The sequence below is a fragment of the Escherichia sp. E2661 genome, assembly GCF_004745185.1.
Taxonomy (GTDB): Bacteria; Pseudomonadota; Gammaproteobacteria; order Enterobacterales; family Enterobacteriaceae; genus Escherichia.
Genome location: NZ_PDIG01000019.1, coordinates 100,048 through 122,016, shown reverse-complemented (window position 1 = coordinate 122,016; position 21,969 = coordinate 100,048). Strand labels below are relative to the sequence as shown.

The 21,969-nt window shown below is 52.6% G+C and carries 14 protein-coding genes and 4 pseudogenes; 9 read left to right on the top strand and 9 right to left on the bottom strand.

Annotated elements, in window-relative coordinates:
* The gene (locus tag CRI63_RS10165; protein WP_135519429.1) at positions 1-600 is read left to right on the top strand and encodes a hypothetical protein; all 600 of its coding nucleotides are present in this window, start codon (positions 1-3) and stop codon (positions 598-600) included.
* Positions 601-832: 232 nt separating this feature from the next.
* Here the strand turns inward: CRI63_RS10165 and glpD are convergent, their stop codons facing one another.
* Positions 833-2,338, bottom strand: a complete 1,506-nt coding sequence (glpD, locus tag CRI63_RS10160; protein WP_000448125.1) for a glycerol-3-phosphate dehydrogenase — start codon at positions 2,336-2,338, stop codon at positions 833-835.
* 189 nt (positions 2,339-2,527) lie between these two features.
* Here glpD and glpE point away from each other — a divergent pair, with 189 nt between their 5' ends.
* The 3 genes and pseudogenes from glpE (at position 2,528) to CRI63_RS10145 (ending at position 4,505) form a co-directional block, all read left to right on the top strand.
* Positions 2,528-2,854: a thiosulfate sulfurtransferase GlpE gene (gene glpE, locus CRI63_RS10155; RefSeq protein ID WP_130221378.1), complete on the top strand. Its 327-nt coding sequence runs from the start codon at positions 2,528-2,530 to the stop codon at positions 2,852-2,854.
* Between the two features lie 44 nt (positions 2,855-2,898).
* Positions 2,899-3,730 (top strand): annotated as a pseudogene (gene glpG, locus CRI63_RS10150) (rhomboid family intramembrane serine protease GlpG).
* A 16-nt stretch (positions 3,731-3,746) separates the two neighbouring features.
* Positions 3,747-4,505: a DeoR/GlpR family transcriptional regulator gene (locus CRI63_RS10145; protein WP_021550071.1), complete on the top strand. Its 759-nt coding sequence runs from the start codon at positions 3,747-3,749 to the stop codon at positions 4,503-4,505.
* On the opposite strand, the gene rtcR is transcribed toward CRI63_RS10145, so the two are convergent.
* A complete protein-coding gene (gene rtcR, locus CRI63_RS10140; protein WP_135519427.1) occupies positions 4,487-6,085 on the bottom strand; it encodes a DNA-binding transcriptional regulator RtcR in 1,599 nt (532 codons plus the stop codon). The genes CRI63_RS10145 and rtcR overlap by 19 nt on opposite strands.
* A 188-nt stretch (positions 6,086-6,273) precedes the next feature.
* On the opposite strand from rtcR, the pseudogene rtcB reads away from it, so the two are divergent.
* Positions 6,274-7,501, top strand: a pseudogene (gene rtcB, locus CRI63_RS10135) (RNA-splicing ligase RtcB).
* Between the two features lie 3 nt (positions 7,502-7,504).
* Positions 7,505-8,521 (top strand): RNA 3'-terminal phosphate cyclase, encoded by a 1,017-nt coding sequence (gene rtcA, locus CRI63_RS10130; protein ID WP_135385416.1) that lies wholly within the window; start codon positions 7,505-7,507, stop codon positions 8,519-8,521.
* Between the two features lie 42 nt (positions 8,522-8,563).
* Here the strand turns inward: rtcA and malT are convergent, their stop codons facing one another.
* A complete protein-coding gene (gene malT, locus CRI63_RS10125) occupies positions 8,564-11,269 on the bottom strand; it encodes an HTH-type transcriptional regulator MalT (protein WP_130217682.1) in 2,706 nt (901 codons plus the stop codon).
* Positions 11,270-11,892: 623 nt separating this feature from the next.
* Between malT and malP the strand changes: the two are divergent.
* Together malP and malQ are read left to right on the top strand one after the other, a co-directional pair.
* Positions 11,893-14,285: pseudogene (gene malP / locus CRI63_RS10120) on the top strand (maltodextrin phosphorylase).
* 9 nt (positions 14,286-14,294) lie between these two features.
* A complete protein-coding gene (gene malQ, locus CRI63_RS10115; protein WP_135519425.1) occupies positions 14,295-16,379 on the top strand; it encodes a 4-alpha-glucanotransferase in 2,085 nt (694 codons plus the stop codon).
* A 110-nt stretch (positions 16,380-16,489) separates the two neighbouring features.
* Here the strand turns inward: malQ and gntT are convergent.
* From gntT to gntX, 3 genes and pseudogenes are all read right to left on the bottom strand, one after another.
* Positions 16,490-17,805: pseudogene (gene gntT / locus CRI63_RS10110) on the bottom strand (gluconate transporter).
* Between the two features lie 350 nt (positions 17,806-18,155).
* Complete coding sequence (nfuA, locus tag CRI63_RS10105; RefSeq protein ID WP_000619389.1) at positions 18,156-18,731, bottom strand: Fe-S biogenesis protein NfuA; 576 nt, start codon at positions 18,729-18,731, stop codon at positions 18,156-18,158.
* Positions 18,732-18,789: 58 nt separating this feature from the next.
* Positions 18,790-19,473 (bottom strand): DNA utilization protein GntX, encoded by a 684-nt coding sequence (gene gntX, locus CRI63_RS10100; RefSeq protein WP_130217676.1) that lies wholly within the window; start codon positions 19,471-19,473, stop codon positions 18,790-18,792.
* 37 nt (positions 19,474-19,510) lie between these two features.
* Here gntX and bioH point away from each other — a divergent pair, with 37 nt between their 5' ends.
* Complete coding sequence (gene bioH / locus CRI63_RS10095; RefSeq protein ID WP_135519423.1) at positions 19,511-20,281, top strand: pimeloyl-ACP methyl ester esterase BioH; 771 nt, start codon at positions 19,511-19,513, stop codon at positions 20,279-20,281.
* 14 nt (positions 20,282-20,295) lie between these two features.
* Here the strand turns inward: bioH and CRI63_RS10090 are convergent, their stop codons facing one another.
* From CRI63_RS10090 to rpnA, 3 genes are all read right to left on the bottom strand, one after another.
* Positions 20,296-20,664, bottom strand: coding sequence for a type II toxin-antitoxin system PemK/MazF family toxin (locus tag CRI63_RS10090; RefSeq protein WP_130221387.1), 369 nt, complete (start codon positions 20,662-20,664; stop codon positions 20,296-20,298).
* Entirely contained in the window at positions 20,658-20,927 is a 270-nt protein-coding gene (locus tag CRI63_RS10085; RefSeq protein WP_032218497.1) for a hypothetical protein, read from the bottom strand. Before CRI63_RS10085 ends, CRI63_RS10090 begins: the two co-directional genes overlap by 7 nt.
* Before the next feature lie 71 nt (positions 20,928-20,998).
* A complete protein-coding gene (rpnA, locus tag CRI63_RS10080) occupies positions 20,999-21,877 on the bottom strand; it encodes a recombination-promoting nuclease RpnA (RefSeq protein WP_135488669.1) in 879 nt (292 codons plus the stop codon).
* Positions 21,878-21,969 lie beyond the last annotated feature (92 nt).

The window sequence follows — 21,969 nt, the reverse complement described above, 5'->3', positions numbered from 1 at the left end:
ATGAATAAAATCAGACTTTATATTCCCCCGCTAATTCTCGGCTTTATTATTGTACCGTTGTTGATATGGCCGACGGTAGTTGCGCTGGCTGCTTCTGTTATAACGCTGAGTTTTCTGGGGGAGATACTGTTCTCTATCCCGCTCATGATCAGGCGTATTTCATTTCTGGAATTACAACTTTGGTTATCGGTCGAATATGCGCTTTTCTTCTGTGTAATGTGCTGCGTCGGTTGGCAATTTGCTCGCAGAACTCAATCTGAATTGAAAAGCAGACTCCATTGTTGGCTGGTATTTGCACCAGTTTATTTCTGGTTGCTCCTGTGGAATATCATTTTTTATGTCGCGCCAGCGCAAATTGCTTTGCTGGAAAATATGCGCAGTTTCTTTCTGACAGTCGTCTGGCTCCCACTGAATTTTTCGCCATTTTGGTCCCAACCGTGGACTGGCTTTGTCGGTCCGATAAGTGCACAGCTTGGTTTTGCGTTGGGATATTATTGCCAGTGGCGTAGCAAAAATAGAAGTCAGAGGAAGAAGTGGGGCGAGTGGGTAATGTGTCTGAGTTTTGCTACGTTGGGTATGATTGCGTGGGCTTTGCGGTAATTCCTTGAATCAAAAAGTAGGTTAGATTGAAAATTGACCTCAGATTGTTGACAAAGTGCGCTTTGCTCATGCCGGATACGGCGTGAACGCCTTATTCGGCCTATAAAACCATGTAAATTCAATATATTGCATAAACCACGTAGGCCTGATAAGCGTAGCGCATCAGGCAGTTTTTTTGTTTATCATCAGTCTCAGGTCAGATTGAAATCTGACCTGACCACCTTACGTTAATTTACGACGCCAGCGACAACTTCTGCTGCGTATACTCCACCAGCCACTGACTCACACGAGACTGTTGTTCCGCATTCAGCCACATGCCTTGTTTTGTGCGACGCCACAGGGCATCGTCGGCGCGACGGACCCATTCGTGATCCACCAGATATTTCAGCTCCGCTTCGTAGAACTCATGACCGAAATCCTCCCCGAGGTCGCTTATCGCCCCCGCATTGCCGAGCAGCAGCTCGCTGTTGCTGCCGTACGTTCGCGCATAATGACGTGCCAGCGATTCGGTCAGGAATGGATAGCGGCGGCGCAGACGAGCTGCGTAATCGTCGCGGTCGCCTTCAATGGCACCACCCGGCAGCACGCTCTCTTTCGTCCACGCCGGGCCAATACCCTGATAATACGGCGTCAGTTTTTCCAGCGCATGTTCCGCCAGTTTGCGGTAGGTGGTCAGCTTACCGCCGAATACCGACAGCAGCGGTGCTTTGCCGTTTTCATCATGGATATCAAGGGTGTAATCACGGGTGATTGCCTGCGGTGAGTCGGATTCATCATCACACAGCGGGCGCACGCCGGAGTAGGTCCAGACGATATCGTCACGGCTTAGCTGCTTTTTAAAGTGCGTGTTATACACTTTCAGCAGGTAATTGATTTCACTCTCTTCAATCTTCACTGCTTTTGGATCGCCTTTGTATTCCACATCGGTGGTGCCGATGATGGAAAACTCGTCCATCCATGGGATCACGAACACAATACGTTTATCTTCGTTTTGCAGAATGTAGGCTTGCTTCTGGGTATGCACGCGTGGCACCACAATATGGCTGCCTTTGATCAGGCGAATGCCATAAGGCGAAGGCAGATGCATCCCATCGTCGAAGAACTGCTTCACCCACGGGCCGGTGGCGTTCACCAGGCCGCGTGCCTGCCAGCTGTATTTTTTACCGGTATCGATATCTTCCGCTTCCACAATCCACAGGCCGTTTTCGCGGCGAGCAGAAGTGGCACGAGTACGAGTAAGCACTTCGCCGCCTTTACGCACCACCATCTGGGCGTTGGCGAGTACCAGACGGGCGTCGTCAACCCAACAGTCGGAATATTCGAATCCGCGCTTAATTTCCGGTTTTAACACTGAGTTTGCGCCAAAACGCAAACCGGTTGATCCCGGCAGGCTGGTGCGTTTACCCAGATGATCGTACATAAACAGACCAATCCGAATCATCCACGCCGGGCGCAGATGCGGACGATGCGGCAAGCGAAAACGCATCGGGAAGGCGATATGCGGGGCCATTTTCAGTAGCACTTCACGTTCGGCCAGCGCCTCGCTGACCAGTCGGAATTCATAGTGCTCAAGGTAGCGCAGGCCACCGTGAATGAGTTTTGAACTGGCGGAAGAGGTCGCGCAAGCGAGATCCTGCGCCTCCAGCATCAGCACGGATAAACCGCGTCCAGCGGCGTCTGCCGCGATACCAGCACCATTGATGCCGCCACCTATCACAATCAGATCTTTGGTTTCCATGCTGCCCTCATTCACTTTCGTTAAAGCTCATAAATGCTCGTTATCGAACATATTAGCAAAGAATCGCGCTTTGGGTAACATTGAAAAAACATTTTAGAGTGATATGTATAACATTATGGCGTTTATCTGCCGCTTCGACGTAAACTGTGCGGTAAATTTGCCCACTTGTTTGTAAAGAAAGAGAGACGCATGGATCAGTTCGAATGTATTAACGTTGCCGACGCGCACCAGAAGTTGCAGGAAAAAGAGGCGGTGCTGGTCGATATTCGCGATCCACAGAGTTTCGCAATGGGGCATGCGGCGCAGGCTTTCCATTTGACTAACGACACGCTGGGCGCGTTTATGCGTGATAACGACTTCGATACACCGGTGATGGTGATGTGTTACCACGGTAATAGCAGCAAAGGCGCGGCGCAGTATCTGCTGCAACAGGGCTACGATGTGGTCTATAGCATTGATGGCGGCTTTGAAGCCTGGCAGCGTCAGTTTCCTACAGAGGTGGCGTACGGCGCGTAACGCTTTATACTGTCCCCTTTTGTGTGGAATAAGCGACAGCAACGATGTTGATGATTACCTCTTTTGCTAACCCCCGCGTGGCGCAGGCGTTTGTTGATTATATGGCGACGCAGGGTGTTATCCTCACGATTCAACAACATAACCAAAGCGATGTCTGGCTGGCGGATGAGTCCCAGGCCGAGCGCGTGCGGGCGGAGCTGGCGCGTTTTCTCGAAAACCCGGCAGATCCGCGTTATCTGGCGGCGAGCTGGCAGGCGGGCCATACCGGCAGTGGCCTGCATTATCGCCGTTATCCTTTCTTTACTGCCTTGCGTGAACGTGCAGGTCCGGTAACCTGGGTGATGATGATCGCCTGCGTGGTGGTGTTTATCGCCATGCAAATTCTCGGCGATCAGGAAGTGATGTTATGGCTGGCCTGGCCATTCGATCCAACACTGAAATTTGAGTTCTGGCGTTACTTCACCCACGCGTTAATGCACTTCTCGCTGATGCATATCCTCTTTAACCTGCTCTGGTGGTGGTATCTCGGCGGTGCGGTGGAAAAAACGCCTCGGCAGCGGTAAGCTAATTGTCATTACTCTCATTAGCGCCCTGTTAAGTGGCTATGTGCAGCAAAAATTCAGCGGGCCGTGGTTTGGCGGGCTTTCTGGCGTGGTGTATGCGCTGATGGGCTACGTCTGGCTACGTGGCGAACGCGATCCGCAAAGTGGCATTTACCTGCAACGTGGGTTAATTATCTTTGCGCTGATCTGGATTGTCGCCGGATGGTTTGATTTGTTTGGGATGTCGATGGCGAATGGAGCACACATCGCCGGGTTAGCCGTGGGTTTAGCGATGGCTTTTGTTGATTCGCTCAATGCGCGAAAACGAAAATAATTCCAGGGATTTATAAATGAAACAAACACAACGTCACAACGGTATTATCGAACTGGTTAAACAGCAGGGTTATGTCAGTACCGAGGAACTGGTGGAGCACTTCTCCGTCAGCCCGCAGACTATTCGCCGCGACCTCAACGAGCTGGCAGAGCAAAACCTGATCCTGCGCCATCATGGCGGCGCGGCGCTGCCTTCCAGTTCGGTTAACACGCCGTGGCACGATCGCAAGGCCACTCAGACCGAAGAAAAAGAGCGCATCGCCCGTAAAGTGGCGGAGCAAATCCCCAACGGCTCGACGCTGTTTATCGATATTGGCACCACGCCGGAAGCGGTGGCGCACGCGCTGCTTAATCACAGCAATTTGCGCATTGTCACCAACAATCTCAACGTTGCTAACACGCTGATGGTGAAAGACGATTTTCGCATCATTCTCGCCGGTGGCGAATTACGCAGCCGCGATGGTGGGATCATTGGCGAAGCGACGCTCGATTTTATCTCCCAGTTCCGTCTGGACTTTGGCATTCTGGGGATCAGCGGCATCGATAGCGACGGCTCGCTGCTGGAGTTCGATTACCACGAAGTTCGCACCAAACGCGCCATTATTGAGAACTCGCGTCACGTTATGCTGGTTGTCGATCACTCGAAATTTGGCCGTAATGCGATGGTCAATATGGGCAGCATCAGCATGGTTGATGCCGTCTACACCGACGCCCCGCCGCCAGCGGGCGTGATGCAGGTGCTGACGGACCATCATATTCAACTGGAGCTGTGCTGATCCTGCATCGCTTCCCACGTCAGACCAAAACGCGCCAGGTATTTGCGTAGCCGATCCGCGTCATTGACGCTGGCTTTGCCCTGGCGCGAAACATCAAAAAGCTGTCGTCCGGCAGCAGAAAGCGACTTTGCCTGGCGGCAGATAGCGATAACGTGTTCCAGTTGCATACGGTCGAAGAGATCGATGTTTTCTGCCTCTGCGCCCAACAACGCCGTAAGCGCGGAGGGGCGGCTCTCCTGCCAGTTATAGCGCAGACGGTTTATCTCATCTTCAACCACGTCCAGAGTAATGCGTCCGCTAGTGGCAAAGGTTGCCATTCGCGTGACGCTGGCAGAAAGCTCGCGAAAGTTACCGCGCCATGTTGCCTGGGGAGATGTCGCAAAGGCCAGCCAGGCGCGCCGCGCTTCGGTGTTAAAACGCACGCTGTCGCCGGTGAGTGAAGCGTGGCGCTCCACTTCATAATCCAGGTTAGGTTCAATATCTTCCTGACGCTGGCGCAGCCCCGGCAGGGTGAAGGTCCAGAGATTGATCCGCGCGTATAGATCTTCGCGAAATTTGCCTTCGGCAACCAGCTGGCGTAAATCGCGCACCGTTCCGGCGATGAGCTGAAAATCACTGCTCACCTGGCGATCGCTGCCAAACGGGTAAAAGGTTTTCTCTTCAATGGCTTTCAGCAGCATTGCCTGTTCGTCTGCGCCCAGTTCGCCAATCTCATCAAGAAACAACATTCCGCCGTTGGCGCTGCGTAATAAACCTTCACGCGATTCCCGCGCCCCGGTAAACGCGCCTTTCACATGACCAAACAGCGTCGACATGGCGGTATCGCCGCGCAGGGTGGCGCAGTTCACTTCCACAAACGCGCCGCTAAACTGATGCCGCGCCTGTTTTAGCTCGAAGATGCGTCGCGCCAGAAATGACTTACCTGCACCGGTCGGGCCATTAAGCAGAATTGGCGCGCGGGATTTAATCGCCACTTTTTCAATCTGCTCAATCATGCGGTTGAAGTGGGGGTTACGCGTGGCAATGCCGGACTTAAGAAAATCAAGCGTTTGCTGGCGTTCCTCGGCAAAGCGGCTGGCGATGGCGTTATAACGGCTTAAATCGAGATCGATAATCGTCACTTCACCTGCGCCGCGTGGCTGTTCTTTTTTGCGCGGAGGCGAGGTCTGCGCCAGCCGGGCGGGCAGGTAACGCGCTTCCGCCAGCAGAAACCAGCAAATCTGCGCGACGTGGGTGCCGGTGGTGATGTGAATTAAATAGTCTTCTTTCTCTGGCTGAAACTCGTAACCACGAGCGAAATCATGCAGGCAGGCGTAAACCTCTTCGAAATCCCACGGGTTATGCAGCTCAATCTCAACGCCCACTACTTCTGTTTCTGGCGAAACGCTGGCGATATCGCGTTTAAGTGTTTCAAACAGCGAGCGCGAGCGGGCATCGTGCAACAATTCCAGTCGATCGATGACCAACGATTCTTGCTGGCATAAACAGAGCGTCGGACGCCATTTTGACCAGCGCTGGCTGCCGCGCCCGGCATAATCCAGCACTGTTCCGACAAAGCCAAAAGCCACTGTTTTACGCATCTTAGATATCCTTATAAAAGACGATATTTCATTATCGGTGAATTGGTTTTGTGGAAAATCTCCGTTTACGGACGTAAAGATTTAACCTATTTAAAAACAATGAATTAAAAAATTAACCTGCATATTTAATTTTCTGGCACGACGGTTGCAATTATCAGGACAGCAAACAACGAAAAGAGAAAAACAAAATGAATTACGAATTACTGACCACTGAAAATGCCCCGGTAAAAATGTGGACCAAAGGCGTGCCGGTAGAAGCCGATGCACGTCAGCAACTTATTAATACGGCGAAGATGCCGTTTATTTTCAAACATATTGCGGTAATGCCTGATGTACACCTGGGTAAAGGTTCCACCATTGGTAGCGTGATCCCGACTAAAGGGGCGATTATTCCGGCGGCTGTGGGCGTGGATATCGGTTGTGGAATGAACGCACTGCGTACCGCGTTAACGGCGGCAGACCTGCCTGAAAACCTGGCGGAGCTGCGTCAGGCAATTGAAACGGCCGTGCCGCATGGGCGTACCACTGGCCGTTGTAAACGTGATAAAGGCGCATGGGAAAACCCGCCTGTTAACGTCGATGCGAAATGGGCTGAGCTTGAAGCCGGTTATCAGTGGTTAACGCAAAAATATCCCCGTTTCCTTAACACTAACAACTATAAACACCTGGGAACGCTGGGAACGGGTAACCACTTTATTGAAATCTGCCTTGATGAGTCGGACCAGGTGTGGATTATGCTGCACTCCGGTTCACGCGGAATCGGTAACGCCATCGGAACATATTTTATCGATCTGGCACAAAAAGAGATGCAGGACCAGCTTGAGACGTTGCCGTCGCGTGATCTGGCGTACTTTATGGAAGGTACGGAATACTTTGATGATTACCTGAAAGCCGTGGCCTGGGCGCAGCTTTTTGCCAGCCTTAACCGCGATGCGATGATGGAAAACGTGGTAACGGCGTTGCAGAGCATTACGCAGAAAACGGTAAGACAGCCACAAACGCTGGCGATGGAAGAGATCAACTGTCACCACAACTATGTGCAAAAAGAACAAGCACTTTGGCGAAGAGATCTACGTGACGCGTAAAGGCGCGGTGTCTGCGCGTGCTGGTCAATATGGAATTATTCCCGGTTCGATGGGAGCGAAAAGCTTTATCGTCCGTGGGCAGGGAAATGAAGAGTCGTTCTGTTCGTGCAGCCACGGTGCCGGGCGGGTTATGAGCCGTACTAAAGCGAAAAAACTGTTCAGCGTGGAAGATCAAATTCGTGCCACCGCGCATGTGGAATGCCGTAAAGATGCCGAAGTGATCGACGAAATCCCGATGGCGTATAAAGATATTGATGCGGTGATGGCGGCACAAAGCGATCTGGTGGAAGTTATCTACACCCTGCGTCAGGTGGTGTGCGTAAAAGGATAAATGATGAAAAGGATGATTGCGCTGGATGGCGCACAGGGCGAAGGCGGCGGGCAGATCCTGCGCTCGGCGCTGAGTCTGTCGATGATAACCGGCCAGCCATTTACCATCACCGGCATTCGTGCCGGGCGGGCGAAACCGGGGCTGTTGCGCCAGCATCTGACTGCGGTAAAGGCGGCGACGGAAATTTGCGGAGCAACGGTGGAAGGCGCGGAGCTGGGATCGCAGCGTCTGGTCTTCCGGCCTGGTACCGTGCGCGGCGGCGATTACCGCTTTGCTATCGGTAGCGCCGGAAGTTGTACGCTGGTGCTGCAAACGGTGCTGCCCGCGCTGTGGTTTGCCGACGGGCCTTCGCGTGTTGAAGTGAGCGGCGGTACCGATAACCCGTCGGCCCCGCCTGCGGATTTTATCCGCCGGGTGCTGGAGCCGCTGCTGGCGAAAATAGGAGTTCATCAGCAAACCACATTATTACGCCACGGTTTTTACCCTGCCGGAGGCGGCGTGGTGGCAACGGATGTCTCGCCCGTGGCATCGTTTAACACCTTGCAACTTGGCGAGCGCGGGAACATTGTGCAGATGCGTGGAGAGGTGCTACTGGCTGGTGTGCCGCGCCATGTCGCTGAACGTGAAATCGCTACGCTGGCGGCAAGTTTTTCCCTGCATGAGCAGAATATTCATAACCTGCCGCGCGACCAGGGGCCGGGTAATACCGTCTCGCTTGAAGTCGAAAGTGAAAATATCACCGAACGCTTTTTTGTCGTCGGTGAAAAGCGCGTCAGTGCCGAGGTGGTCGCGGCACAGTTAGTGAAAGAGGTGAAACGCTACCTGGCAAGCCCAGCTGCGGTGGGGGAATATCTCGCTGACCAGTTGGTACTGCCGATGGCGCTGGCGGGCGCGGGAGAATTTACGGTCGCCCATCCCTCATGTCATCTGCTGACCAATATCGCCGTGGTGGAGCGTTTCTTGCCCGTGCAGTTCAGTCTGACAGAAACAGACGGCGTAACGCGAGTGAGCGTTGAATGATGCAGAGATGTCAGCCGGATCTGGCGCGTTATCCGGCTAAATTCACACTCCATACCCCATCATCTTCAGCAGTTTCTGCGCGTGTTGTACCGCAGCCTGGCGGTGGGCGACGCCGAGTTTCTGATACAGGTTGCGGATATGCGTCTTGATAGTGGTCGCTGCGACTTCCAGCTCGCCCGCAATTTGTTCGTTGCTGTAACCGGAGTAAATCAGCCCCAGTACTTGCCATTCACGTTGTGTCAGCGGGCTGGTGCGGATAAGTTCTGGCACTTCCGGATGATTTAGCAGACGTTCAACGAAACTCTCATCGAAATGGGCGAATTTATGTCGATGATGTTGATTGATTTCCCGCAGAATACGCTGCGCGCGGTGCTGTTCCAGTTCCGGCAACGTATTGAGTTGAATCAGCTGACGTAACTGTTGCGCCATCGCTTCGCCTTCAATAACAAAATGACTGATAAATCCAGTGCGGTTTGCCAGTTTTAATGCATCCAGCAACACACGCTGGGCGTCGCTTTTACGCCCAGCTTGCCAGTACAACTGATTGAGTAAAAGCAGGTTCCGGTTGAGGTCGCTCATTAACCGCAGACTGCGGGCGTTTTCGTTCAGTTCTTCGAGGACTATTTCCGCCGGTTCAAACTCGCCCAGCAAGATTTGTGCACGGGCAATGTTGCGCCATTGACCTTGCAGGAAGTGATTGTTCGCAAACTCTGGTTTCGCAGTATGGCTCAGCCAGTTGGCGGCAGCCGCTTTATCGCCGGTCATCTGCCAGTAAATCACGCGAACTTTGTTGGCGTTAGAGATCCAGTCGCTGTGATATTTGCCATTCCCCAGCAGGTTTTCCAGACGGTTAAGCTGGCTACGGGCGTTATCCAGATCGCCACGGGCCAGCGAGCATTGAATCAACATTGCCAGGCACTGAAGCTGTTGCTGCGGCTGATAAGACGACAAGACTTCAATCCCGCTACGCGCCGACGCTTCGGCTTCATCCAGTCGCGCCCAGGCCCATAGCAGCTGTGCACGGATGCGCACCAGAAACTCATGCATCGGCAACTGTTCCAGATGCTGCTCGTTTATCAACTGGAACGCTTTTTCCTGTGTTTCCCATGCAGTTTGCAGGAACCCTTGGGCAAACAGAATTTCACTTTGCTGAATCAGACTCCACAAAGCGTAGTGCCAGACATCGTGCTGACGCGCCATTTGTTCGGTTTGCTGCATTAACGCCAGTGAGCGGGTCAATTCGCCTTTGCAGTGCAACACTTCGCCAAGCACGGATGTCGCGACAATGCGGCTGTAGAACCAGCCCGGGGGCAGTTCTTCCAGCGCCAGTTTTGCCAGGCGCTCGGCTTCATCCGGATTGCCGTCGTTAATAGCCACCTGGGCGCGCAGAGCGTTAAATTCTGCGTGCATGGTACCTTCCCTGATATCCTTGATCTCATGCTCGGCACGCGCCAGCAGGGTGTTCACTTCGCCATAGCGATGTTGGCTTTGCATCAGCCACGCCTGCAACAACACCAGCTGTGGGTTTTCCAGCAGGCTGTCCCACGGCAGGGCGTTGAGCGACTCTTCCAGCAGTGACAGTTCGCTATGGTTGAACAAACTCCAGGCGTGATTAAGCAGGATATCGCGCAGCATCAGCGCGTCGCCTGCGGCCAGCGCATGATGAATAGCTTCGCTGGGAAAACCTTGCGCCATCCAGCTTTCTGCGGCAGCACGGTGAATTTCCGGCAGTTCCGCCGCCAGTTCCCACTGGCAGCGCTGGCGCAGGAAGTTGCCAAACAACGGGTGATAGCAGAACCACTCGCCGGTATCATCCATCCGTTGCAAAAACAGTCCCTGACGTTCAATTTCTTCGAGGCGCATTTGCCCGTTGTCTTCACCGGTCACGCGGGTGATTAGCGCATCGTTCATCGAGCGTAAAATGGCACTTTTCAGTAGAAAATGGCGCGTCGCCAGATCAACGTTATCCAACACTTCATCGACCAGATAATCAGAAAGATGGCTGGCATTAATGCCCGCCAGGCGACGTGCGGATTTGTGCGCAGAGTGGGTATTCTGTCGGACGGAGAGGGCGATTAATTGTAAAGCCGTTGCCCAACCAGAAACGTCATCGCAAATCCGGCTACTTTCAGCGGCTTCAATGGGCGAAGACAGACGGCAATCAAAAAACTGCTTGGCTTCCTGGTGGGTAAACGCCAGTTGCTGGCTGCCAATTTCCAGCAGTTGGTCACGTACACGCAAATTGGCAATACCCAGTTGCGGAAGATTGCGCGACAAAACCACCAGGGTCAGATTTTCTGGTTGATGACGAATAAAGAAGCGCATTGACTCGTGAATCACTGGGTTGGTGATCAGATGATAATCGTCAATAACCAGGTAGAGCGGCTGGTGCCACTCTGCCAGTTCGATAAACAGTTGGGCAAAAAGTGAGGATAGACTGGCATATTGCCGCTTTTGCGCCATCACTTCACTGGCGGGGCAATGCCCGTTGGTGGCCTGTTGAATTGCGGCAATCAGGTAGCTGGCGAAACGTTCTTGCTGGTTATCGCCGTCATCCAGCGAGTACCAGCCCAAATCGTTTTTGCCTGCCGCCCATTGGGATATGAGCGTTGTCTTTCCGTAGCCCGCAGGACTTGTGATCAGCACCAGCCTGAAGTTGTTCGCGCCGGAAAGTTTAGCCAGCAGGCGCTCACGAACCACGGTATGGTCGAGTCGAACCGGACGACTTAATTTTGACGGAATCAGCATAGTTAATCACTTCACTGTGGAAATTGAGGAAATATTATTTTTTTTGCGCTTCGTAATTAATGGTTATAAGGTCGGCCAGAAATCTGTGCAATGCAAGCGATGACGGTTTTTTATGTGTCTGAATTTGCACTCTGTCACAATTCAAAACCTTTATTAATGGTTCACCTAAAAACTACGCTGATTCAGCGTAGATACTGGATCTTATGGTGTTTTCTCGTGGTTCAAAAGCGTTATTAAAGCAATGATGCTTCCTTAATTCATGATGAAAGGTCTATCTAAAAAGATGATCTTAATAAATCTATTAAGAATGAGATGAATCACGATTGGTATTTCATTACTGAAACTATTTCGCTGCTTTACTTAATTTATAGAGTGGCTTTCCGCTTTTTGATAATACGCGACGCCCTTTCTTACTGTTAATCGTCGATTTTTTTGCGCTCTTTGGCACTGGGCCGATGCTTTTGCAGTTGATTGCACTACCTTTAAGTGTTCGCGATCACATTTTCTTGCTCATCCCCGTCACTCCTCCCCGCCTAATCCCCCGTAGGATGAGGAAGGTCAACATGGAGCCTGGCAAACTAACGATAACGTTGTGTTTAATGTCTAAGAAAACTGGAACTCCTATGTCACAACCCATTTTTAATGAAAAGCAATTTCAGGAAGCCCTGTCACGTCAATGGCAGCGTTATGGCTTAACTTCTGCAGCTGAGATGACCCCTCGCCAGTGGTGGCAGGCAGTGAGTGAAGCGCTGGCGGAAATGCTGCGCGCCCAGCCTTTTGCCAAACCGGCAGCGAATCAGCGCCATGTCAACTACATCTCAATGGAGTTTTTGATTGGTCGTCTGACGGGGAACAACCTGTTAAATCTCGGTTGGTATCAGGCCGTTCAGGATTCGCTGAAGTCTTATGACATCAACCTGACAGATTTGCTGGAAGAAGAGACTGACCCGGCGCTGGGCAACGGCGGTCTGGGCCGTCTGGCGGCATGTTTCCTCGACTCAATGGCGACCGTCGGACAGTCCGCAACAGGCTATGGTCTGAACTATCAATATGGTCTGTTCCGTCAGTCGTTTGTTGACGGTCAACAAATGGAAGCGCCAGATGACTGGCATCGCGGTAACTATCCGTGGTTCAGCCATAATGAAGCGCTTGACGTGCAGGTTGGGATTGGTGGCAAGGTCACGAAAGACGGACGTTGGGAGCCCGCATTTACCATTACCGGCCAGGCGTGGGATTTACCTGTGTTGGGCTACCGAAATGGTGTGGCGCAGCCGCTGCGTTTATGGCAAGCGACACATGCGCATCCGTTTAACCTCACCAAATTCAACGACGGCGATTTCCTGCGTGCTGAACAACAGGGCATCGACGCTGAAAAACTGACTAAAGTGCTCTATCCGAACGACAACCATACTGCCGGTAAAAAACTGCGTCTGATGCAGCAATATTTCCAGTGTGCTTGTTCGGTTGCCGACATTCTGCGTCGTCACCATCTGGCGGGGCGTAAACTGCACGAGCTGGCAGATTACGAAGTTATTCAACTGAACGATACCCACCCGACTATCGCTATTCCGGAGCTGCTTCGTGTGCTAATCGATGAGCACCAGATGAGCTGGGATGACGCATGGGCAATCACCAGCAATACCTTTGCTTATACCAACCATACCCTGATGCCAGAAGCACTGGAGTGCTGGGATGAGAAACTGGTAAAAGCCCTGCTGCCACGCCATATGCAGGTAATCAACGAAATTAACAACCGCTTTAAGAAGTTGGTGGAAAAAACCTGGCCGGGCGATAAAGCGGTATGGGCGAAGCTGGCGGTGGTGCATGACAAACAAGTTCGCATGGCCAATATGTGCGTGGTAAGCGGCTTTGCGGTGAACGGTGTGGCGGCGCTGCACTCGGATCTGGTGGTGAAAGATCTGTTCCCGGAATATCACCAGCTATGGCCGAACAAATTCCATAACGTCACCAACGGTATTACTCCACGTCGCTGGATCAAACAGTGCAACCCGGCACTGGCGGCTCTGTTGGATAAATCACTGAAAAAAGAGTGGGCTAACGATCTCGATCAACTGATTAATCTGGAAAAATTCGCTGATGACGAGAAATTCCGCCAGCAATATCGCGAGATCAAACAGGCCAATAAAGTTCGTCTGGCGGAGTTTGTGAAAGTCCGTACCGGTATTGAAATCAATCATCAGGCGATTTTCGATATTCAGATCAAACGCTTGCACGAATACAAACGCCAGCACTTGAATCTGCTGCATATTCTGGCGCTGTACAAAGAGATTCGCGAGAACCCGCAGGCTGACCGCGTACCGCGCGTCTTCCTCTTCGGCGCGAAAGCGGCACCGGGCTACTACCTGGCGAAGAACATTATCTTTGCGATCAACAAAGTGGCAGATGTGATCAACAACGATCCACAGGTGGGCGACAAGCTGAAGGTTGTGTTCCTGCCAGATTATTGTGTATCTGCTGCGGAAATGCTGATCCCGGCGGCGGATATCTCCGAACAGATCTCCACCGCAGGTAAAGAAGCTTCTGGTACTGGCAATATGAAACTGGCGCTTAACGGTGCGCTCACTGTCGGCACGCTGGATGGCGCAAACGTGGAGATAGCGAGAAAGTCGGTGAAGAGAACATCTTTATCTTTGGTCATACCGTCGAGCAGGTTAAGGCGCTGAAAGCGAAGGGCTATGACCCGGTGAAATGGCGGAAGAAAGATAAGGTGCTTGATGCGGTATTAAAAGAGCTGGAAAGCGGCAAATATAGCGATGGCGATAAACACGCGTTTGACCAGATGCTGCATAGCCTCGGTAAGCAGGGCGGCGATCCGTATCTGGTGATGGCGGATTTTGCGGCTTATGTCGAAGCGCAAAAACGCGTGGATGTGCTGTACCGCGACCAGGAGGCCTGGACTCGCGCGGCGATCCTCAATACCGCCCGCTGCGGTATGTTCAGCTCGGATCGCTCAATCCGTGATTATCAGGCTCGTATCTGGCAGGCAAAACGCTAAGGAAGCGCGATGGAAAGCAAACGTCTGGATAAAGCCGCGTTGGCGGCGGGGATCAGCCCCAATTACATCAATGCCCACGGAAAACCGCAGTCGATTAGCGCCGAAACCAAACGGCGTTTGCTTGATGCGATGCATCAAAGTACCGCCACGAAAGTGGCGGTAACACCAGTGCCAAATGTCATGGTGTATACCGCCGGGAAAAAAATGCCAATGGCGGTAGAGGGCAGCGGCGAATTTAGCTGGTTGCTGACCACCGAAGAAGGTACGCAGTACAAAGGCCACGTGAGCGGTGGTAACGCGTTCAATTTGCCGGCAAAACTGCCGGAAGGTTATCACACGCTGACGCTTACTCAGGATGAACAGCGTGCTCATTGTCGGGTGATTGTCGCCCCGAAACGTTGCTACGAACCGCAGGCATTGCTCAACAAGCAAAAGCTGTGGGGGGCCTGCGTTCAGCTTTATACGCTGCGATCGGAAAAAAACTGGGGTATTGGGGATTTTGGCGATCTTAAAGCGATGCTGGTGGATGTGGCAAAACGTGGCGGGTCGTTCATCGGCCTGAATCCGATTCATGCGCTCTATCCGGCAAACCCGGAAAACGCCAGCCCATATAGCCCGTCTTCTCGCCGCTGGCTGAACGTGATTTATATCGATGTCAACGCCGTTGAAGATTTTCAGCTTAGCGAAGAGGCGCAAACCTGGTGGCAGATGCCGACGACGCAGCAGACGCTGCAACAGGCGCGGGATGCCGACTGGGTCGATTACTCCACGGTTACCGCCCTGAAAATGACAGCATTGCGCATGGCGTGGAAAGGTTTCGTGCAACGTGATGATGAGCAGATGACCGCGTTTCGCCAGTTTGTTGCAGAGCAAGGCGACAGCCTGTTTTGGCAGGCAGCCTTTGATGCGCTACATGCCCAGCAAGTGAAAGAAGACGAAATGCGCTGGGGCTGGCCAGCATGGCCTGAGATGTATCAGAACGTGGATTCGCCAGAAGTGCGTCAGTTCTGCGAAGAACATCGCGATGACGTCGATTTTTATCTCTGGTTGCAGTGGCTGGCTTACAGCCAGTTTGCCGCTTGCTGGGAGATAAGCCAGGGCTATGAAATGCCGATTGGCTTGTATCGTGACCTGGCGGTTGGTGTAGCAGAAGGTGGGGCAGAAACCTGGTGCGACCGTGAACTGTATTGCCTGAAAGCGTCGGTTGGCGCGCCGCCGGATATCCTCGGCCCGTTGGGGCAGAACTGGGGCTTGCCGCCGATGGACCCGCATATCATCACCGCGCGTGCCTATGAACCGTTTATCGAGCTGCTGCGTGCCAATATGCAAAACTGCGGCGCATTACGAATTGACCATGTGATGTCGATGCTGCGTTTGTGGTGGATACCGTATGGCGAGACGGCGGATCAGGGGGCGTATGTTCACTATCCGGTGGATGATCTGCTCTCGATTCTGGCACTTGAAAGTCAGCGTCATCGCTGCATGGTGATTGGTGAAGATCTCGGCACTGTACCAGTAGAGATTGTCGGTAAACTGCGTAGTAGCGGTGTTTACTCCTATAAAGTGCTCTATTTCGAAAGCGACCATGAGAAGACATTCCGCGCGCCGAAAGCGTACCCGGAGCAGTCGATGGCAGTTGCGGCGACACACGACCTGCCAACGCTGCGTGGCTACTGGGAAAGCGGTGATTTAACGCTGGGCAAAACGCTGGGGCTGTATCCGGATGAAGAGGTGCTACGCGGTTTGTATCATGATCGCGAACTGGCGAAGCAGGGGCTGCTGGATGCACTGCATAAATACGGTTGTCTGCCTAAACGCGCCGGGCATAAGGCGTCGCTGATGGCGATGACGCCGACGCTTAATCGTGGTTTGCAACGCTACATTGCCGACAGCAACAGCGCCCTGTTAGGGCTACAGCCGGAAGACTGGCTCGATATGGCGGAACCGGTAAATATTCCTGGAACCAGTTACCAGTACAAAAACTGGCGACGCAAGCTTTCCGCAACGCTTGAGACGATGTTTGCCGATGATGGGGTGAACAAGTTGATTAAGGATCTGGACAAGCGGCGCAGGGCGGCAGCGAAGAAGAAGTAGAGTACGTTTGATGCCGGATGCGACGCTTGACGCGTCTTATCCGGCCTACTAATTAATGCCGAATCGTAGGCCGGATAAGGCGTTCACGCCGCATCCGGCCATCAGTATTATCAAATCACCATATTCAGCAGCAGACAGCCAACCAGACCGCACACTGAGATAATGGTTTCCAGCATCGACCAGGATTTGATGGTCTCGCCGATAGTCAGGTTAAAGTACTCTTTGAACAGCCAGAAGCCCGGATCGTTCACGTGCGAGAAAATCACACTACCGGAACCAACCGCAATAACCATCAGCTCTGGCTAACGCCTGTCGTTGCAATCAGCGGTGCCGCGATACCACCCGCAGTGATTGCCGCAACGGTTGCGGAACCCAGCGCGATACGCAGTACGGCAGCAATCGACCATGCCATCAGCAGCGGAGAAATGTTGGTTTCGTGCATCATGGAAGCAATGTATTTGTCCACGCCGCTGTCTACCAGCACCTGCTTGAACGCACCGCCACCGCCGATGATCAACAGCATCATCGCGATGATTTTGATGGAAGAAACCAGCGTGTCGTTAATCTGATCCATTGAACGGCCACGGTTCAGACCAAAGGTGAACATCGCAATCAGCACAGCAATCAGCGTTGCCATTACCGGGTCACCGAGGAACTCCGCCACCGGCAGGAACGCGTGACCTTTCGGCAAGATCATTTCGGCAATCGCACGCATCGCCATCAGCACAACCGGCACCAGAGAGGTCCAGACGCTGACGCCAAAGCTCGGCATCTCTTCTTCGCTGAAGGTTTTCGCGCTGTACAGACCTTCCGGGATTGGCTTATCGATACCTTTCAGCACGCGAGCGTAAACCGGACCAGCAAGAATCACGGTCGGGATTGCCAGAATGGTGCCGTACAGCAGGGTTTTACCCATATCGGCCTGGAAGATGGTGGCAATCGCAGTCGGACCCGGATGCGGCGGCAGGAAACCGTGAGTAACAGACAGCGCAGCAGCCATCGGTACACCAACGTACAACAGTGGAATATTCGCCGCTGCAGCGATAGTGAACACCAGAGGCAGCATCAGTACGAAACCCACTTCATAGAACAGGGCAAAACCAACGGTGAAACCGGTCAGTACCACTGCCCACTGGATGTGCTTTTTACCAAATTTGGCAATCAGCGTGGTGGCGATACGTTGTGCACCACCGCAGTCTGCCAGCATTTTGCCCAGCATCGCGCCAAAACCCATGATCAGGGCAAGGCTGCCGAGCGTACCGCCGACACCGGCTTTGATAGAGCCAATAACTTTATCCAGTGGCATACCTTGCATTAATCCAACAGCAAGCGCCACCAGGACGAGAGCGATGAAACCGTTCATTTTGAAGCGGATCATCAGGAGTAATAACAAGATTACACCGATAGCAACAATGACTAATGGCATGATTTACCTGGCCTTTCATTTGTTATGGGTAACGTCAGGCTTCTGACGATAAATTCTGATCGTCCCAACTGGGAACAGAGATATAACAGCACCATAGCTGACGACTTCTAAAACTAATTAGTGTAGTCAGATGTTATGAGTGTGTTTGGTGCCCACGCAAATGATACGGGTAACATTGTGTGCTTGAGAATCACCAGAGCGGGGTAAATTTAAATTATGAGAGGTTGGTCATATTATCGCGGGGAAACGAAGGGATGGATTTGCCGAGCCAATGTAGAGCCAATGCCTGGCAGACGGCCCGATAAGGCGCTTTAGCGTCGCATCGGGCTATCTACAAAAGAGGGGATAACTTAGTAGTAAGAGTGCTCGCCGCGCTGGTGTTCGGTGAGATCGCGTACACCTTTCAGCTCCGGGAATTCGTTCAGCAGCTGCTTCTCGATCCCTTCTTTCAGCGTCACATCGACCATAGAACAACCGTTACAGCCGCCGCCGAATTGCAGAATGGCGTAACCGTCTTCGGTGATTTCCATCAGCGAAACGCGACCACCGTGACCGGCAAGTTGCGGGTTGATCTGCGATTGCAGCATATACTCCACACGCTCCATCAGTGGCGCATCGTCAGCCACTTTACGCATTTTGGCGTTCGGGGCTTTCAGCGTCAGCTGCGAACCCAACTGGTCGGTAACAAAGTCGATCTCTGCATCTTCCAGGTAAGGCGCGCTTAACTCATCAACATACGCAGTCAGCAGGTCAAATTTCAGGGCGGTGTCGGTGGCTTCCACAGCGTCCGGCGGACAATAAGAAACGCCACATTCAGCGTTAGGCGTGCCAGGGTTAATCACAAATACGCGGATTTGTGTCCCTTCTTCCTGGTTTGCCAGCAGTTTGGCAAAGTGCGCTTGTGCAGCATCGGAAATACGGATCATAGTAATGGCCTAATAGTTGACTATTTTAGTTGGTTATAATACGCCCATCATCGAGGCTCTACAAGGTTCGACAAAGGCACCAGACCTGGACTGTCGCCGCACCATTGCGTAAAAGCAGCTGCGCAATCTCTGCGACGGTACTTCCGGTGGTAACGACATCATCCACAATCACCATATGGCGACCTTGCACAGGCAATTCAAGGCGAAAGGCATTTTTCAGGTTGCGCTTGCGCAGCCGGGCACTGAGAAAATGCTGGATAGCGGTGGCCCGTGTTCGTACGACGGCTTCGCTATCCCACTGGCAGTGCAACCAGCGTGATAACGGCTGACACAGCAAATCGCTCTGATTAAATCCCCGACGCCAGTGACGCCGCTGCCATAACGGAACGCTGATGATGCGATCCGGCAGTTGTAATCCGGTAGTCCGACGGGCGTGTAAGACTTCCAATAGTAACAGACGTGCCAGGGCGCTGGCGATTTCGCTGCGCCGGGAAAACTTAAGCTGGTGGATGAGCGGACTTAATGGCGGCGCATAGTTGGCGACCGTGACCAGTCTTTGCCAGGGCGGCGGTTTTTGCAGGCAGCGACCGCAAGGAAGATGGGAGTGTGTGGCGGGTAATCCACATTGTGGGCATAACGTTTTATCTGTACGGGCGGCGCGTGAACAGACCGAACAAATCCCCCAATGACCTAACGCCAGCGGCATTCGGCATAGCCAGCATAATCCCGGTACTGTTAGCATATGTTCATCCTTGTAAGTCAAAAGAGAACAATAGCGGATGAATAACATCTGGTGGCAGACCAAAGGTCAGGGGAATGTTCATCTTGTGCTGCTGCACGGATGGGGACTGAATGCTGAAGTGTGGCGTTGCATTGACGAGGAACTTAGCTCGCATTTTACGCTGCACCTTGTTGACCTGCCCGGCTTCGGGCGCAGCCAGGGATTTGGTGCGATGTCGCTTGCTGAGATGGCAGAAGTTGTGCTGCGACAGTCACCGGATAAGGCCATCTGGCTAGGCTGGAGTCTGGGTGGACTGGTGGCAAGCCAGATTGCGTTAACCCATCCCGAGCGTGTTCAGGCGTTGATTACCGTGGCATCGTCACCGTGTTTCAGTGCGCGTGACGGCTGGCCGGGGATAAAACCGGACGTGCTGGCAGGTTTCCAGCAGCAACTGAGTGAAGATTTTCAGCGCACAGTAGAACGGTTCCTTGCGTTACAAACCATGGGTACAGAAACGGCACGCCAGGATGCGCGAGCGCTGAAGAAAACCGTTCTGGCGTTACCGATGCCGGAGGTTGACGTGCTTAATGGCGGGCTGGAAATTCTGAAAACGGTCGATCTCCGTCAGCTGTTGCAAAACGTACCCATGCCGTTTTTGCGATTGTATGGCTATCTCGACGGTCTGGTGCCGCGCAAAGTGGTGCCGATGCTGGATGAAGCCTGGCCGCACAGCGAGTCATACATCTTCGCCAAAGCGGCCCATGCGCCGTTTATTTCGCATCAGGATGAGTTTTGTCACCTGCTGGTGGCATTGAAGCAGAGGGTGTAGGCAGGAAGTGAGGGTTACTGTTGTGGGTCGATTATATTCACCAGTTTACCGATCACCTCACTAATCAATGCTTCATCGGCAACAGTATGAAATTTAGCGCCACGGGCAATAAGATCGACGGCTTTCAGCTGGTGACAAAGCACAACGCCATGCAGGTTACCGGTTTGCGTATCATGGGGGAGGACGTTCACCGTCACCCCTGTGGAACGTGCTGCATTTGCCCCTGTTGAAATCGGACAGCACATAGCAACTTTTAAAACATTGTTGAGTTCTTTGTCTGTTACCACAATGCAATAATGTGGCCCCCGAAGTTCATGCCCGGCAACCGGATCAGGGTTAAAATACCAGATCTCACCACGATGTGGCGTCCGTGCCTTTACCATGCTTCATTACCTTTTTTCCCTTCAGCCCATCCTTCTGTGGACTGATTTAGCTCCGTAATTTCGCTTTCATCGATCTGACTCAACAACTGCGCGACGGTAAGACGCCCACGTGGTTTGTGCTCTGTTGCGCGCAAATTAACGCTATCGCCTTTTTTCTCCACGGTAAGCTCTGTGCCCGGTGACCAGCCAAGATCGGTGGCAAGATCTCGTGGGATAGTAACGATCATGGCTCCTCCTTGTTGCCGTAATTTCACTGTCTGCATATCAGTTCCTAAGTGCTACTTTGTGTTACACGTAAGATAGCACAAAGTAGCACTTAAGCAGGGGATAGTGTCTACTGGCTCGCCGCAGCCAATTCTTCCTCTGACAGCCCGGTAAATCGCAGAACGTCCTCAAGAGGGACTCCGGCATCCAGCATGGTTTTGGCAATAGCACGTATACCTTTCTGAAACCCCTCCTGCCGCAATCTTTCCGCAATAGTCATTAAACTCTCCTTGTGTTTTGGTGAACGTTCGGCAACGCCGTCGATAAAATCGTTAAAACGCACCGCATCGCCGGTTTGCAATATGTAATTAAACAGCCCTTTGATTTGTCTGTCATTAGCGTATCCACTACTTAATAAGCAGGCCATTTGCTCTACCAGCCCCATCAGGTCGCGTTGACGAATATGTTTTTGAATTAACTCCAGCAGCGCCATGCGTCGGTGTTGCATGATTTCATCATCAGGCATGACGGTGACATCAATCAGCGGAAATGCAGAGGCATAGAGCTGCCTGGCCAGGTTGGGATCGGCGAAACAATCCAGCCAACACAGCGAATAGGGATAGGGGCTTTCAATACCGTGGTAAAACAACAATGGCACCACCATCGGCAACGTTTTGTATCCGGCATCAAGGTGATTTTGCATTGCGGCAATGGCGTAACGCATCATGCGAAATGCGATCAGTTTGTTTGAGGTGCTTTGATGTTCAATCAGGCAATAGATATATCCCGGTCCTTGTTCCGTTTTCACCGACCACAGCACGTCGGAGTAGCTTTCACGCAGATCGTCATCAATAAAACTGCTCGACTCCAGCTTGAGGGTTTTCATATCACAGAGCGCGTGAATGGGGGCCGGTAAATGGAACGCAAGAAAATCGCGTGCCGTGTCCGGTTGGCGTAAAAAGAGTTTGAACAGTGCATCGTGTGGGGTGGAACTCTGCTTTTTGCTCATGGCGTTCCTTCACCTGTTGTTTGAATGCCGCGACTCTACGCGCCACTCCACACCTGTGCATTAGCCAGTTTTCATCCCTGCGAGACACTTTC